We start from the raw sequence: 15,455 nt of genomic DNA, 5'->3' as shown, positions 1-15,455 counted from the left end.
AAATCAGAATGACTGACAACAACTTCAAGCAGATCTTCCCCCTCGGGGCAAAGAACGACGCCTACGCCCAGTACTTCATCGGCCAGAGTTACCTGGCTCCGCTCGCCGGCGGGAGCGTGCCGGTCAGCAACGTCTCCTTCGAGCCAGGATGCCGCAACAACTGGCACATTCACCACGGAACTGCCGGCGGAGGGGACCAGATCTTGCTGTGCACGGCGGGCAGCGGCTGGTTCCAGGCCGAGGGCCAGGACCCCGTCAGCCTCGAGCCGGGAACAGTAATCCGTGTGCCGGCCGGGACGAAGCATTGGCACGGTGCGAAGGCGGACTCGTGGTTCTCCCACCTCGCCTTCATCACCCCGGGCGAAGGAGTCAGCAACGAATGGCTGGAGCCCGTCACCGACGAGGTCTATGGCGCGCTGCCGAAAAACGGAGAGAATGCATGAGCATCCTGAACGAGAGCTACACCCTGGCCAACGGCGTCGAGATACCGAAGCTGGGGCTCGGCACCTGGTTCGTCGACGATGACAAGGCAGCTTCCGCAGTCCGAACCGCGGTGGAGATCGGCTACCGGAACATCGACACCGCTCAGGCCTATGGCAACGAGCGCGGGGTCGGCGACGGCGTCCGGACCTCCGGCGTGACTCGGGACGAGCTGTTCGTCTCCACGAAGCTCGCCGCCGAGATCAAGGATTACGACGGCGCGCTTGCCGCGATCGACCGCTCGCTCGAAACCCTTGGGCTGGACTATCTCGACCTGATGCTCATCCACAGCCCGCAGCCCTGGAACGACTTCCGCGGCGGTGACTACACCGAGGGCAACCGCCAAGCGTGGAGCGCTCTGGAAGACGTCTACCAGGCCGGGAAGGTCCGTTCCATCGGGGTGTCCGACTTCCTGGCATCCGACCTGGAGAACATCCTGTCCACCGCGACGGTGGTCCCGCAGGTGAACCAGCTCCTGGTCCACGCGGGCAACACCCCGGTGGAGTTGCTGGCCTACTGTGAGAGCAAGGGCATCCTCGTCCAGGCTTACTCGCCCATCACCCACGGGGAGATCCTGAAGAACGCTGAGGTCCGGGCGATGGCCGGGAAGTACGGGGTGACGGTGCCGCAGCTGTGCATCCGGTACACAGTGCAACTGGGCACGGTGTCGCTGCCGAAGACCGCGAACCCCGAGCACATGCGCTCTAACGCCGAAGTCGATTTCGTGATCGCCGATGACGACATGGCCGCCCTGCGCGAGCTGCAATACGTGAACTACGGCGAGCACGCCGCTTTCCCGGTCTACAGCGGCAAGTGACACAGGAAACGAAGTAACATGACCGCGGATCCGCGCCCGCGCCATCGATGCTGAGGTTGCGTTCGCGTCGCACGGCACCAATGACCTCACGCAGTACGCGATGGCCGCAGACCGTATGCTCGGCTCGCTGGCCGGTCTCAATGACCCCTGGCAGCTCTCCGTGCTGCGCCTGGTGCAGCCGACCGTGGAAGGCGCGAAGACCGCCGGAGACAAGGCCGTGGGCGTCTGTGGCGAGTCCGCCGCGGACCCGGCACTCGCCGTCGTCCTGGCCGGTCTGGGCGTGAACACGCTGTCCATGACAGCCCGGCTACGGCGACATCGTGGTGCTTCGCGCCGAGAGTCCGGGAAGCGTGGAGGCCTTCGACAAACTGGTAGCTCTGGTTGAAACCGATCTCGACGGAGGGTTGCCGCCCGCCTGATTCCGGCTGCACCAGCGGCGGGTCGGACGCACACCGAGGCCGCCTCGACGAGTTGCTTCGGATAGGCCGATGAAGCCTTCCCGAGCGGGACAGACAGCGGTACAAAAGAGGTGGGGAGGACATATTCGCCCTCCACGTATGGCTGACAAGGAGGTCGCGGGTGTCCAATCAAAATGGTGCGGGTCCGGATCAGGGCCCCTTCCCCGCTGTTCCGCCCGGCGGACAGCCAACTCGCGAGACGCCAACCCGAGGACCGGCGAGGCCGTTACCCTATGTGGTGGCAGGCATACTGCTGGCCATCGCGATCGTGCTCCCACTCATGCCGCAGCTGTACTCGGTCGATGCGCCCCGCGTAGGCGGTATGCCCTTCTTCTACTGGTACCAGTTGCTCTGGGTGCCCATCTCGGCAGGCCTTAGCGGGATCGCCTACTGGCTGGTCAGCACAGAGGATCGACGACGGCGGACAGCGGCCCGCGCAGGGAACAGAAACGGAGGGGATCGGCCATGAACGGACGCGAGATCAATTGGATCGCCCTCATCATCGTCATCCTGCTGTTCGTCATTGTCGCCGCCATGGGCTTCTTGGCCGCTCGGTGGCGCAAGTCGGACGACGGGCTCCACAGCCTCGATGAATGGGGGCTGGGCGGTCGCAGCTTCGGGACGTGGATCACTTGGTTCCTGCTGGGCGGCGACCTCTACACGGCCTACACCTTCGTGGCCGTGCCTGCAGCGATGTGGGCCACGGGCGCGGTGAGCGGCTTCTTCGCTGTGCCGTACACGATCGTCCTCTACCCGATCATCTTCATCATCATGAGCCGGCTGTGGTCCGTGTCCCACAGGCACGGCTACGTGACGTCCGCGGACTTCGTTGGCGGTCGGTACGGGAGCCGGTGGCTGTCGCTCGCCGTCGCCCTTACCGGCATTGTGGCGACGATGCCGTACATCGCCCTTCAACTTGTGGGCATCAAGGCCGTCCTCACAGTGCTCGGCCTCGGCAGCTCGGAGAACGTGCTGCTGACGGACCTGCCGCTCATCCTCGCATTCGTCGTGCTGGCTGCCTACACCTACACCTCAGGTTTGCGGGCGCCGGCCATGATCGCCGTCGTCAAGGACCTGCTCATCTACCTCTCCGTCATCGTGGCGGTAATCTACCTTCCGATCAAGTTCGGCGGCTGGGACACGATCTTCGGTGCGGCGGAAACCAAGCTGGGCACAGTGAACCAGGCAACGGGCAAGCCGGCCGGGGTGTTCATCCCGGGCGGCGCCAACTACTCCGCTTATTGGACCCTGGCGCTCGGCTCAGCCTTGGCGCTCTTCATGTACCCGCACTCGGTGACTGGCGTCCTCGCGTCGAAGGGCCGCAACACGATCCGACGCAATGCAGCCATCCTGCCGCTTTATTCGCTCATGCTCGGGTTCCTCGCACTGCTGGGTTACGTGGCCATCAAAGCCGGCACCAAGCCGACGGACCTCGACGGATCGGTCAATCCCCAACTCGTGGTCCCGCAGTTGTTCTTGGACCACTTCCCTGCGTGGTTCGCCGGGATTGCCCTCGCGGCCATTGCCATCGGGGCCCTGGTGCCGGCGGCCATCATGTCCATTGCCGCGGCGAACCTGTTCACGCGCAACGTCTACCGAGACTTCATCCGGCCCGACGTCGACGCCAAGACAGAGGCGAGCGTCTCCAAGATCGTCTCGCTGGTGGTCAAGGTGGGCGCGCTCATCTTCGTCATCGCCATGGACCAGACCACCGCGATCAACCTGCAGCTGCTGGGCGGCATCTGGATCCTCCAGACGTTCCCGGCCGTCGTCGCCGGGCTATACACACGATGGTTTGACCGCTGGGCGCTGCTTGCCGGATGGGCGGTAGGCATAGTCTTCGGTACCGTCTCGGCCTACAACGTCGTCAACCCGGTGACCCACGCGCACTTCGGTGGATCCCTCGCACCCATCCCGGGAACCGGCTTCAGCGTGTATATCGCCATTACGGCCTTCGCACTCAACCTCATCGTCGCCGCTGTCCTGACGTTGGTGCTGCGCGCGCTGAAGGTGCCGGCGGGGCAGGACAAGACCCGGCCATCAGATTATGGCGCCGATGAAACCGATCCGAAGGTTGCCGAGATCGAGCGGACGCATCGCTTCGCGGAGCCAGGAGGCGCGCCCCCGGTGGGGTGAGGCAGACGGCGTCCTGCTGCTGGCAGACGGCTAGTGTCGCCTGAGGAGCACGCTGGAAATCGAGTACAAACTACTCGTGCCAAGGGAAATCCCAGGCGTGTCTACTGATTGAAGTAGAAATGCCGAGGGCGACCTGCCGGCGTCTTCTGCCAAGGGGTCGACGATGAGGCAGTCTTGGAGATTTGCCCTCCTCCAGACGTCGTCGGCCCCTTTTTATGTGCGGAAAGCCGGGGCTCAGGCGAGCCGACCGCCGTCGCGGCGATACTCAGGACAAGGAAAACCCCCACAACCGGGCCCCGCTACGGGTGGCCGGAACGTCTCCCTGCATGAAAGGTTTCCTATCAATCTGATCGAGCCTGGGCGTAGGCTGGACGGACTAACATTCAGGAGGCCAGTCAGGGGGGGTATCAATGGGCGTGAGCATCAAGGACGGGTGGGACCGGCTCGATTCCGAGACCAGGACGTGGCTTCTGGAACATCCGGAGTGCCTGGTTCTTCCCCAGGCGATGTCGGAGAAATTCTGCAAAGCCCCGCACGGGGACATTGAGCTTGACCAGCACGGGCAGGTTGTACTTTGCCGGGAGGACCGTGACTTTATCCGGGACAAAGCGGAGGCCGCCGGAACTATCCGCGCCCCGGAAGGGGAGTACCTTTTCTTCGACACGGCACCTGTGCCCGTTATCAGATAGGTGCCGCTCAGAATGCCCGGTGCGCCTCCTTTTCGCGGCTGATGCCACTGAGGGCCGGTGGTGGGCCGGGTGCGTAGCGCGCGCAGCCGAAGACCCGATTCAGGTCAGGTCGCTCCGTCGCCCGGCGTGGTTGGCCTGGGACGTTTGCCGTTTACCACGTCGTAAGATGGCGGCCGAGAGGACGTTCGACGGCATCCACCATGTCGACGGCTGGGACCCGCAGCGGTTGGTCACGGCGACTGGCCCGAACCCCCTGCCGCGCTGAGCGGAGCGGGCGGTTGGAATAGGTCGAAAGCTTCGTCTTCCCACCGGTGCAGTATCGAAAGGACAATGGCTGCCGCGGCCGGTGTTTGTTCGGCCTCGGTGTCAGGTCACGGGCTACATACGTGTGAACTCAATGCAGGTCAGCGGCAATGTCGTCGCGTTACCTCCTCCTACGATCATTGGGAAGCGAGCATAGGGTTTGGATGCGAACCCCCCTGGTCCCGACCTCCGAATTCCATGGTTTAGCCGTGCCTCTCACGCCCTCTTACCAGCGCATAAGTCCAGAAACGGCGAGCTGGGGGCCACACGCCGGGAGCAGTGGAGCGCGGCACGTTAGCCGGGCGACGGCTGCGACCCGGTTCATGCCATGGTCCCTGCGGTGTCGGGCACCAGCGAGATGGCCGTCCAGGAGACGGGCGGCAGCGTGACGCTGAGTCGCCCCTGTGCCAGCCGGGCTGTCGCGTTTGCGGCCGGAGTCACCCGGCACGGTTCGGCGGCAGTATTGCTTGCATAAGGATCTTCGTCATGGAGTGTGACGGCTTCCGCGACCCGGAGGGTGCTGAAGCGCGGCAGTTCCACCTCGACGGTTACAGGCTGGTCGATGTCCCGGTTCACGAGAAATAATGCGACGTTACCGGTCCGTTCGTCGTAGGTGGCTGCGGCGTCGACGAGTCCGACCGGACCATGCGCCTTGGTGTCATACGTCTCGACGGTCAGGTTGGGGCGGAGGCTGGAGCCTCGGGCCAGACGTGCGGTGGTGGCGATGGGGAAGAACGTGGTTTGCCGCCACGCCTGCCCGCCTGGTTCGGTCATGATCGGCGCGATCACGTTTACCAGCTGCGCAAGCGATGCCGAGGTCACCCGGTCGGCATGCTTCAGCAGGGAGATCAGCAGATTCCCAACCACGACAGCATCCGCCACGTTGTAGATGTCCTCAAGCAGGGACGGTGCTTGTGGCCAGTTGTCGATGCCTGTGATCTTCTCGACCTCCCGGAATCTGGTCTCATACCAGACGTTCCATTCGTCGAAGGAGATGTTTATGGTCTTGCGGCTGCCGAGCTCTGCCTTGACAGCGTCGGCAGTTGAAACGACCGATTCGATGAACCGGTCCATGTCCGTTGCCGAGGCGAGGAAACTGCCTAGGTCGTGGCCGGACTGTTCGTATGCTTCTGCTTTCGTTGGACAACAGGTGATTTGGTTCTGAATCGTGGAAGGGGATCGGCTGCGCCCTATCTGAAACGACGCCTGGGATTCGCGGGTGCTCGACCACCGCCTACCAGGTGTCTGGTGCCGCCCCAAAGGGCACTACGGCTGGCCGCTCCACGGTGCTGTCGACGTCGATGACCCGGTGCTCCCGGCTCGCGCGTGCGATGGCATCCATCACCTCGAGGACGTGGAACGCTACCCGCCCGGAGGCCCGATGCGGGCGGTTTGTCTCGATGGCCCTGGCCATGTCTGCGAGTCCGTAACCCCGCCCGGCATCCTCGTAGCCAGCGGAGATGGGCGCCTCACGCCGTTCCGGTTCTTCGCGGGTTGCCAGCTCGACAGGGTCGGAGAACCGGTTCGGGTCGGGGACAGTGATGGTGCCGTCGGTGCCGTAGATTTCGAAGAGTGGTGTCCTGGTGGCCCAGACTTCGAAGCTGACCGTGATCGTGGTGGTCACCCCGTTCGCGTGCTCGAGGAGGGCACTGACGTGGGTATCGATCTCCACCGGGATCGGTGTGCCGGCCAGGGGGCCGGTCTCGACGGTTCGCTCACGGTCGGATCTCGTGGCCACTCCCGATACGCGGACGACGGGGCCGAAGAACATGACGAGGCTGGTCAGGTAGTAGGGGCCCATGTCGAACAGCGGGCCGCCGCCAGGTTGGTAGTAGAAGAGCGGTGACGGGTGCCAGCGTTCGTGTCCGGGCGCGGACCAATGCACTTGCGCCGCTACCGGTGTGCCGATCGCACCTGTGTCGAGAAGCTGAAGCGCAGTTTGGACGCCGGTGCCGAGGACGGTGTCCGGCGCGCTTCCGACCCGAAGTCCCAAAGAGTCAGCGAGTTCCAGCATGGGGAGGGCTTCTTCCGGGGACAGCCCCAGTGGCTTCTCGGCGAAGACATGCTTGCCCGCGCGGAGCGCCCGCGTCCCGACTTCGACGTGCGCGGCGGGGATGGTCAGGTTGATGATCGAGTCGATTCGATGGTCGGCGAGGAGTTCGTCGACGCTCAGGGCTTCGACAGCCTGCTCAGCCGCGACTTCGCGCGCACGTTCTTCGTTGATGTCTGCGACAGCGACGAGTTTGAGGCCGGGCAGCTTCGGGAGACTCTCGAAGTACTGCTCGCTGATCTTTCCGGCGCCGATGATTCCGACGGTTAGCGGGACGCCCACAGCAATCCCCTTTCGATGATGGTCTTGACGTTCGGGTTCTCAAGGATGTCGACGCGGTGGCCGGGGGTCGAGACGAAGATGCGTCCTTTGCCCCACTGCCTGGTCCAGATGGCGGGGGAGACGATTTCGCGGTTCCACGGATCCCAAGGCCGGACGGCTTGGGTGGTGGTTGCGAGCACGTCGTTGTAGTCATCGTGGAGCACCCAGTACTGCTCGGTGTTGAGCTCGAAGTCGACGATGCCGTCGGTGATGGGATGCGAAGCTGCCGCTTCGGTCATGGTGATGGTGTGCGGGCGGTAGTTGTCGGCCTGGTCGCCGGTCAGTTCATCGGGCGCTTTGCCGGGATGGGCAGCGAACTGGCCCCCGATCAGCTGCAGGTAGTCGGAGTTGTTGCGGTAGGAGTCGGCGATGCCGCCGTGCCAGCCGGCGAGGCCGGTTCCCGCTTCGACGGCGGATCGGAGGCCTTCGAACTCCTCCTGCTCGATCGAGGTCATCGTGTTCGACTGGACGATGAGGTCGACCGAGGGCATGTAGGAGCTGTCGGCGTAGACGGCGGGTGATTCCTCAACACGCACAGTGTAGCCACGCTCCTCGAGGAACGGGATGAAGAGGTTGGTGGCCTCGACGGGTTGGTGTCCGTCCCAGCCGCCGCGGACAACAAGTGCGGTTTTGGTCGTGAATCGTGGATCGGGGGTGCTCATGTGTTCCTTGCTGCCGCGGTGCGGCATGGTTCGTGTATACGTTCTTGCGGACGCCGCTTAGCGGCCGGCGAGCGAGCCGCCGATTCCGCCGACTGAGAAGTACTTGTTGAGGAACGCGAACAGGATGATCGGCGGGAGCATCATCACGACGGCGACCGCCATGACGAGGCCCCAGTTGGTCGCGTTCTGCTGGAAGAAGGTTTCCAGGCCGACCGGAAGGGTGTAATTCGGGTCGGACCGGAGGAACACGACGGCGATCAGGTAGTCGTTCCAGGCCAGGAGGAACGAGAAGATCGCTGTTGAGAGGATGCCGGGGAGAGAGTTCCGGAGGACGATGCGGGTGAACGAACCGAAGATGGAAGCACCGTCTATCCAGGCGGCTTCTTCGAGAGCGATCGGTATCGAGTCGTAGTAGGCGGCCATCATCCAGATTGCAACGGACATCGTGGCACCGACGTATATGATCACGACGCCAAAGAGGTTGTCGACCAACCCGAGGTTCGCGAACAGGATGAAGAGCGGGATCGCCGAGGTGACGACGGGCAGGGACTGCACAACGAAGAGGATGAGCGAGTAACCCGACACGAGACGGTTGCGGGCCCGCGACAGCACGTAGCCGGCAGGTGCAGCGACTGCGACGGCGACGACGACAGTGACGGCGGTGATGACGAGGCTGTTGCCGAGCCAGGTCAGGACGGCCGTCTGCGTGAAGACGTTTCCGAAGTTCTCGAAGGTGAAACCTTCCGCGTTCGAGCCGAGGGAGGGCGTCAGGGACAGTCCGAAGACGGCGACTATCGGGACCAGGACGACGGCGGTCATGACCAGGATCAAGACGAAGCGGGACCATTTGCCTCTCATGCGGAGATCCTGCGCGGTCTGGCGGTTGGCCGGAGCCGCTACCCTGTCTCCGGATCCTGTCCGGGTGTCTTCGCGGGGAGCACTGATCGTTCTCATTCGATGTTGACCTTTCGGATCTGGCGGTAGAGAACGACCGAGATGACCACGAGGACGAACGTCATCAGGAAGGCGATGGCGACCCCGGGGCCGGTCTGGAAGTTCTGGAAGACGGTGAGGTAGGCGAGGAGGACCAGCGACGTGGTCGCGTGTGCCGGGCCTCCGCCGGTGAGCAGGAAGATCGTGGGGAAGTCGTTCACGCAGAAGATCGTCATCAGAATCCACGACACGAAAGTCGTTCGGGCAATCAGCGGGAGTGTGATGAGCCGGAACGACTGCCACCCGGTGGCCCCGTCGACCCTCGCGGCCTCGTAGACGTTCGTGTCAACGGAGGCGAGAGCCGACGACATCATCATCATCATGAACGGGAACGAGATCCACACTTTGAAGAGGCAGACGACGACCTTCGCGAGCACCGGGTCGGCCAGGAAAAGCACGTTTCCGAAGCCCAGATGCTCGGCGATCACCGGAAGGGGGCTCTGCGGTGTTGCCACCAGCCAGTTCCATGACGTCGCGGAGACGACGGTGGGAACGATCCACGGCAGGAGAAGCAGTACCTTGAACAGTCCGCCGGCGGGGATGTGGGTCCGAAGGAGCAGGCTGATCGCGAGTCCGACGAGCCAGGAGCCGAACACGCCAACGACTGTGAAGACCACAGTGAAGGAAGTCGCTGACCAGAACGAGGGTTGGCTGAGGACGTCGCCGAAGTTCTTCAATCCGACAAAGGGGCCGGTTTCGAGGAGCGTGCCGTCATGGAGCGCTTGAATCAAGGCATAGACGAGCGGGTAGACGTTGAGGAGGACAAGGAGGAGGAGGGAGGGTGCCGCGAACGCGATGAGGGTCCAGGTCCGCGGTGTAAACCGCTTTGCCGCCCGCCGGGCCGGTGCCGGGCCGGTCGGGCGTCCTGTGCCGGCCGGTCCGACGCCACGGCGTGCACGTTTGACGCTCTCGGCGATGCTGGTGGATGTCACGGATCAGTCCTTGATGAGCGACGTCAGCGTCGTCTGGAGCGTCGTCAGCGCGTCCTTCGGAGACTTGCCCGAGAGAACGTTCTGGCCGAAGTCGGAGATGGCCGGCGTGCTGTCGACGTAAGAAATGTTCGAGAAAAGGGCGGTTCCGCCCGGGGCTGCCCATGTCTTGGCGATGGGCTGCCACATCTTGACGATCTTTACCTGGTTTGCGTCCGACTGGAACTCCGGGGTCGCCGCGATCGACTTCAAAACCGGGAGGCCGATGCCCGTATTTTGGGTCCACAGGGACTTCATGTTCTGGTAGTAATAGGTCATGAACGCCTCCGAGCCCTTCTGGCTGGGGGTGTTCTTGTACATCATGATGTTGTTCGGGAAGTACAGGGCGCCCTTTTTGCCGCTGGCGCTGGTGAGCGGGTCACTGACGACAAGCTGCGATGCGGCCGCTCCACCGACGTTGGCCGCCAGGTTGGGGACGTCGACCCCCATGCCGAACTTCTCGGCCTTCCACTGCGAGTTCGCGTTCGTCGCCGTGTAGCTGATGGCGGCAGGGTCCATGTAGCCCTTGCTGATGTTCTCCTGCACGAACTCGAGTGCTTCGATGTTCGCCGCGGTCACCAGATTCGGCTTGTGCTCCTCGTCGAAGATGCCGCCGCCGTTGTTGATCATGAAGCCGACGATCATCTGGAAGGCGTTACCGCCGCTGGCGTTGCCGTTGGCCGCGAACCCGAACACACCGATCTTCTTCAGGGCGGCTGCGGCGTCGAGGTAGGACTGCCAGTCCGTGGGAGGGGTCGCCCCCGCCTTTTCGAGGAGCTGCTTGTTGTACCAGTTCACCCGCATGTCCAGGTTGTAAGGAACTGCTACGTAGCCGGCGTCGGTCTTCATCGTGTCAAGGACTCCGGGGAGGAAGTCGTCGTAGATCCCGTTGGACTTCCAGCTCTCGAGGAGGTCGTCCGCAGGGGCGATGAAGCCTTGCTTGGCAAACTGGAACGCCTGAGTCCCGCCGCCCGACGATACGGCCGGTCCGGTCTTCGATGCGAGGGCTGAGGAGAAGGACTGGTTGAAGTTCGCCCATTGGATCGCCTGGTAGCTCGCCGCCGGAAGTCCCGACGCCGGCTTGTAGCCGAGGGTGATCTTGCTGTCGAGCGTGTTGAACGCGGGGGTACCCCACGGCATGTTCCAGAACTTCAAGCTACCGCTCGCACCACCGCCACCACCCCCGGTTGAGCAAGCCGCGAGGGCGGCGGCGGCCGCGCTGGTTCCCACAAGGCCCAAGAAGCCCCGCCTGGATGTAGTAAGACGTGAAGTCTCCATCGACTCTCCTCCTCGACCCGCCACCGGGTCATAGTTATTTGAAAAGTTGCGCAATTTTCAAATATGCTTTTGCGCAGAGAGAGTATACATATCGGAATACAGAGATCAAAGGGTAATTATTTTGCGCAAAAGAGCTGAGTTCAGTGGCTGACGGCAAGAAGCCGACTTTGGCGGACGTGGCGGCCGCGGCCGGCCTCAGCACACCGACAGTGTCAAAGGTTCTCCGCGGAGCGACAGATGTGTCCTTCGCAACGCGTGAGCGCGTGGTCCGGATCGCGCAGGAGATGGGTTACGCGAAGACCAAGGGACCACGCCCAGTGGGTCGCTCGGCCGAGAACGCGCCTCGCCTCGTCGATCTTGTCGTGAGCAACATCGAAGGCTCATGGGCCAACAGCATCCTCACTGGCGTCGAAGAAGCTGCGGCGGTCGCGGACTGCGATGTGGTCCTTACGATCGCCCGCGCGGGTCGCGATTGGGTGAGCCGGCTCCTGCGCCGCCCGTCAACCGGAGCCATCGTCGTCCTGGTCGATCCCACGTCGACACAGCTGAGTGCACTCGATACGGCTGGCATCCCCGTCGTCCTCGTCGATCCGATGAGTCCTGCTCCGCGTAATACCGCAAGCGTGGGCGTGGCGAACTGGGAAGGTGGACGGATTGCGGGAGAACACCTCCTGGGCCTCGGGCACAACCATTTCGCCCTCATCGGAGGAGTGAAGAATCACCTCTACAGTCGGGCGCGCCTCGACGGTTTTCGTTCTGCCCTGTCGGCCATGGACCTGCAAGTCGAGCCTGGGTTAGTCGGCGCTGCCGATTGGAACCGCGACGAGGCACGCGATTTCGCCGTCGAGATCCTGAGCCGGGAGGACAGGCCTACGGCCATCTTCGCGGCATCGGACATGATGGCTCTCGGCGTCTACGACGCCGCACGCTACCTCGGGCTCGACATCCCCGGAGACGTCAGCGTCGTCGGATTCGACGACGTTCCCGAAGCAACATGGGCGACACCGCAACTGACCACTGTCCGGCAGCCCATTCAGGAAATGGGAGCGTCCGCCTTTCGCATGCTCCTGCGCCTGACGAATCAGAGGGAAGGCATCGACCCAAACACGGACGGGCCCAGGATTGAGCTCGCAACGCGTCTCATCACACGGAGTTCGACCAGCTCCCCCAAGAGAGCAAGGACAGGCACCTAGTTTGTTCAGCGGCCAAGCGTCCTGATCACAGCCACTCGTTGAGCGCCGCGATCAGGACGCGGCTTTTGGCCGGAAAAGATTTGCTCGTTCTACTCGCCCAGCTGCAGCGCGCTCACCGTCACCGGCCCCTCCAGGACTATCCGCACAGCCTCGAAATCAGTGCTGCGGCTGGCAACCTCCAGCCGCAGCCCACCGTTGAACCCGGGCTTTATCGCTGCGCTGGCGCAGTCCCGCCAGGTCCCGCCCTGGCCCGGGAGCTGCACCGCAACCCTGCCGGCGGACGTGGCTGAGAGCCGGAGCGACACCCACTCGGGTGAGCTGCCACGCCAGCCCCGGTAGACCGCCGTCGCCCTCTCCGCCGGGGACGCCGGTGCGACGGCGGTACCTGCCATCCGACTCTCCGGCACCAGCGCAAGGTTGGAGCATTCGTCAAACAATTCCGCCCGGATCCAGGCGCCCCGGGCGTGCGGGCCGCTGCCTTCGCCGGCGACCGTCAACTCAACGCCCAGGGGAAGGTCGTTTGCCGAGGGACCCACCATCAGCTCGTACGTGCCGGGTTCCACCAGCATCCTGCCGGCGGTAACGCTGTACGTGGCGAGCCGGTCCACAGGCACGGGTATCCGTACGGTGCTGCGTGCGCCCGGTTCGAGGCGAACCCGCCGGTACGCAACGAGCAACCGCCGCGGAAAGTCGAAGCGGTGGCCGGGGGAGGCGGCATAGACCTGCACCAGTTCGTGCGCAGTGCGGCTTCCGGTGTTGCGCAGGACCACGTCCAGGCCGTCGTCGGCCCGTACAGCAGATTCGTAGCTGACGGTGCTGTAGCCCAGCCCGTGCCCCAGCGCGAAAAGCGGCTCGGCGTCGCTGTAAAGGTAGGTGCTGCGGGAGGTGATGAGGTCGTAGTCCAGGATGTCCGCGAGGTCTTCGTCCCGCTGCCACCAGGTCTGGGCCAACCGCCCGCTGGGTTCAAAGTCGCCGCTGAGCACGTCCGCCAGTGCGTTGCCCAGCTCCTGCCCGGCGTGCGACGTCCACACAATTGCGGGAGTGTCTGCCAAGGCGCCCAGCGAGTAGGGGTAGGAGGACACGATCACCAGGACCGTGCGCGGGTTCGCTTCCCGGACCAGCCTGATGAGCTCCTGCTCGGACTCGGGGAGTGCCAGGGTGGACCGGTCGAGGGTTTCCCGGCCACCGAGATGGGGATCATTGCCCACCACGACGACGGCGACATCGGCTGCGGCGGCAGCCTCCCGGGCGGACTGCTGCCCGGAGCGCACGGTCCGCAGCGTAAAGCGGTCCGCCGTGTCCTCCGTCGCGGCGGACAGGGCCACGCTGCCTGTGTGCGCCTCGATCCGCACCCACTTTCCAGTCCCGATGTGCTGGATGGCTGTGGTTCCATCCGCTCCACGGTGCAGGCGGAAGGTCTCCTGCACCACCCAGCCGCCCACCCGGTCGGCGGAGGCGGAAAGATAATAGCCGTCGCCGGTCACGAACTTACCCGTGGCAGGGGACTGCAGCGTGCATTCGCCGGCGCCCCAGTCCTTGAGCTGGAACATGTGCTCCTGTCCGGGGGTTGCAGCGCCGGCCGTGAGGCTGGATCCGGGATCCGCGGCACCGAGGTACGTGCCCGTACGGACGCAGCGGAGCGAGACCAGGTCAAGGGCTGCCTCGGCCACCACCTCCCCGTACCGCCCGGACAGCCCGGCCGCGATGCTGACCTCGTTCTGCAAAGTGCCGCTGTACCAGTCGCTGAGGACCGTGAAGCCCAAGCTGCCAATAACCGCGATCTTCCCCGGGGCCGAACCCAGCGGAAGGAGCGGTGCTTCGGTGCCGCCGGCGGGCCCGTTGCGGAGCAGCACCACGGCCTTCCGTGCGGATTCCCGGGCAAGTGCCACGTGGGCCGGATCGCCCACGAGCTCCGCTCCGAGGGCACCGTAGGGGCCGCCGTCCGGTTCGAATTCCCCGGTCCGCTCCCGCAGGGTCAGGAGCCGCAGGACCGCGCGATCGATGTCGGCCTCTGTGATCAGTCCCCGGTCCAGGGCGTCGTGGAGGTGTCGCAGGGACGGCCCGGGGTTGTCACTGTCTTCCGTGAAGTTGTCCACACCGGCATGGAGGGCAGCGGCGTAGGCCGATGGGCCGTCGTCGAAATACTTCTCCGCCGTGTAGAGCGCGGAAGGTCCGCCGGCATCCGTGACGATGGTGATGTCATCACCGTTCCGCCATTGCCGCAGCTCGCTGCCCACCAGCTCGGAAACGTGGGCCGGCCGTCCGTTGACCAGGTTGTAGGAGAGCATCACGGCGCCGGCCACGCCGTCTTCGATGGGCCCGCGGAAGGCCGGAAGATCGTATTCGTGAAGCACGCGGGCCCGCAGCTGGCTGCTGGATACGTTCCGGTCGGCCTCGTTGTTGTAGGCCAGGAAGTGCTTCAACGTGGGCACCGTCAGCCAGAAATCCTCGTGGTCCCCTTTCAGCCCGGCACAGTACGCGCCGGCCAACGCTGCGGTGAGATGCGGATCCTCCGAGAATCCCTCCTCGTTCCGCCCCCACAGCGGATGCCGCAGCGGGTTCACCACAGGGGCCCAGGCGTTGGTGCCGACTGAGGCGTCGGCCGCCTTCTTGCCGCGAAGCTCGTGGCCGGTGGCTGTTCCCACACGCCGGATCAGGTCCTCGTCCCAGGTGGCGGCCATGCCCACGGGTTGCGGAAATACTGTGGCGGGTCCCAGCCACGCCACCCCGTGGGCGGCCTCCGCTCCGGTGTGGAACGGGGCCAGGCCCAGTTCGACGACGGCGGGCGCGTGCTGGTGGAGCATCGCGATCTTCTGGTCCAACGTGAGGCGGGCCAGCAGGGCCTGGGGAGTGGCAGCGGTGGTGGCGGTTAATGCGGTTGGCATGATTGGTCCGTCCTTGGAGCCGAATTGTTTAAACGCTTGCGTGCCGATAACTCGACAACCAGTGTGGCATTCTGCCGTGTGAGCTGCAACACAAAAAACCCTTGCGGTCTGATTTGGCATCACCTAAGCTGAGCCAATCGAATCGCTTCGACATTTTCCTGGCCAAGCCGCCCCGTCGCGAAGCTGCGCAGCGCAGCAGCCAGTCCGGCAGTCAGGCCTGCC

Annotated in this window: 12 protein-coding genes and 1 pseudogene; 6 read left to right on the top strand and 7 right to left on the bottom strand. The window is 64.3% G+C overall.

The annotated features are described in order from the left end of the window. Window positions 1–8: 8 nt before the first annotated feature. The 5 genes and pseudogenes from ACNQPB_RS09765 to mctP all read left to right on the top strand — a co-directional run bounded on the left by ACNQPB_RS09765 (window position 9) and on the right by mctP (window position 3,891). The gene (locus ACNQPB_RS09765; RefSeq protein WP_498751184.1) at window positions 9–443 is read left to right on the top strand and encodes a cupin domain-containing protein; all 435 of its coding nucleotides are present in this window, start codon (window positions 9–11) and stop codon (window positions 441–443) included. Then, the gene (locus ACNQPB_RS09760; RefSeq protein ID WP_498751182.1) at window positions 440–1,297 is read left to right on the top strand and encodes an aldo/keto reductase; all 858 of its coding nucleotides are present in this window, start codon (window positions 440–442) and stop codon (window positions 1,295–1,297) included. The genes ACNQPB_RS09765 and ACNQPB_RS09760 overlap by 4 nt, the downstream gene beginning before the upstream one ends. Before the next feature lie 28 nt (window positions 1,298–1,325). Continuing rightward, a pseudogene (locus tag ACNQPB_RS09755) lies at window positions 1,326–1,604 on the top strand (putative PEP-binding protein); the annotation flags it as partial. Window positions 1,605–1,876: 272 nt separating this feature from the next. Beyond that, complete coding sequence (locus ACNQPB_RS09750) at window positions 1,877–2,224, top strand: DUF3311 domain-containing protein (RefSeq protein ID WP_498751180.1); 348 nt, start codon at window positions 1,877–1,879, stop codon at window positions 2,222–2,224. Next, window positions 2,221–3,891 (top strand): monocarboxylate uptake permease MctP, encoded by a 1,671-nt coding sequence (gene mctP, locus ACNQPB_RS09745; protein ID WP_498751178.1) that lies wholly within the window; start codon window positions 2,221–2,223, stop codon window positions 3,889–3,891. Before ACNQPB_RS09750 ends, mctP begins: the two co-directional genes overlap by 4 nt. Window positions 3,892–5,204: 1,313 nt before the next feature. Here the strand turns inward: mctP and ACNQPB_RS09740 are convergent. The 6 genes from ACNQPB_RS09740 to ACNQPB_RS09715 form a co-directional block, all read right to left on the bottom strand. Continuing rightward, window positions 5,205–5,957, bottom strand: a complete 753-nt coding sequence (locus ACNQPB_RS09740) for an alpha-L-arabinofuranosidase C-terminal domain-containing protein (protein WP_498751177.1) — start codon at window positions 5,955–5,957, stop codon at window positions 5,205–5,207. 160 nt (window positions 5,958–6,117) lie between these two features. Next, complete coding sequence (locus ACNQPB_RS09735; RefSeq protein ID WP_498751175.1) at window positions 6,118–7,215, bottom strand: Gfo/Idh/MocA family protein; 1,098 nt, start codon at window positions 7,213–7,215, stop codon at window positions 6,118–6,120. After that, window positions 7,200–7,916 (bottom strand): ThuA domain-containing protein, encoded by a 717-nt coding sequence (locus ACNQPB_RS09730; protein ID WP_498751173.1) that lies wholly within the window; start codon window positions 7,914–7,916, stop codon window positions 7,200–7,202. Before ACNQPB_RS09730 ends, ACNQPB_RS09735 begins: the two co-directional genes overlap by 16 nt. 57 nt (window positions 7,917–7,973) lie before the next feature. Beyond that, window positions 7,974–8,774, bottom strand: coding sequence for a carbohydrate ABC transporter permease (locus ACNQPB_RS09725; RefSeq protein WP_498751171.1), 801 nt, complete (start codon window positions 8,772–8,774; stop codon window positions 7,974–7,976). 92 nt (window positions 8,775–8,866) lie between these two features. Further along, window positions 8,867–9,706 carry a carbohydrate ABC transporter permease gene (locus ACNQPB_RS09720; protein ID WP_498751307.1) on the bottom strand — a complete coding sequence of 280 codons (840 nt, stop codon included), beginning with the start codon at window positions 9,704–9,706 and terminating at the stop codon, window positions 8,867–8,869. Between the two features lie 138 nt (window positions 9,707–9,844). Then, window positions 9,845–11,017 (bottom strand): ABC transporter substrate-binding protein, encoded by a 1,173-nt coding sequence (locus tag ACNQPB_RS09715; protein ID WP_498751169.1) that lies wholly within the window; start codon window positions 11,015–11,017, stop codon window positions 9,845–9,847. A gap of 281 nt (window positions 11,018–11,298) precedes the next feature. On the opposite strand from ACNQPB_RS09715, the gene ACNQPB_RS09710 reads away from it, so the two are divergent. Beyond that, complete coding sequence (locus ACNQPB_RS09710) at window positions 11,299–12,348, top strand: LacI family DNA-binding transcriptional regulator (RefSeq protein WP_498751167.1); 1,050 nt, start codon at window positions 11,299–11,301, stop codon at window positions 12,346–12,348. 89 nt (window positions 12,349–12,437) lie between these two features. Here ACNQPB_RS09710 and ACNQPB_RS09705 read toward each other — a convergent pair whose 3' ends face one another. Further along, window positions 12,438–15,233, bottom strand: coding sequence for a glycoside hydrolase family 3 C-terminal domain-containing protein (locus tag ACNQPB_RS09705; RefSeq protein WP_498751165.1), 2,796 nt, complete (start codon window positions 15,231–15,233; stop codon window positions 12,438–12,440). Window positions 15,234–15,455 lie beyond the last annotated feature (222 nt).

Source organism: Curtobacterium sp. LFS079 (assembly GCF_047977865.1).
Classification (GTDB): Bacteria; Actinomycetota; Actinomycetes; order Actinomycetales; family Micrococcaceae; genus Arthrobacter.
This window is presented reverse-complemented; position numbering and strand designations above follow the sequence as displayed.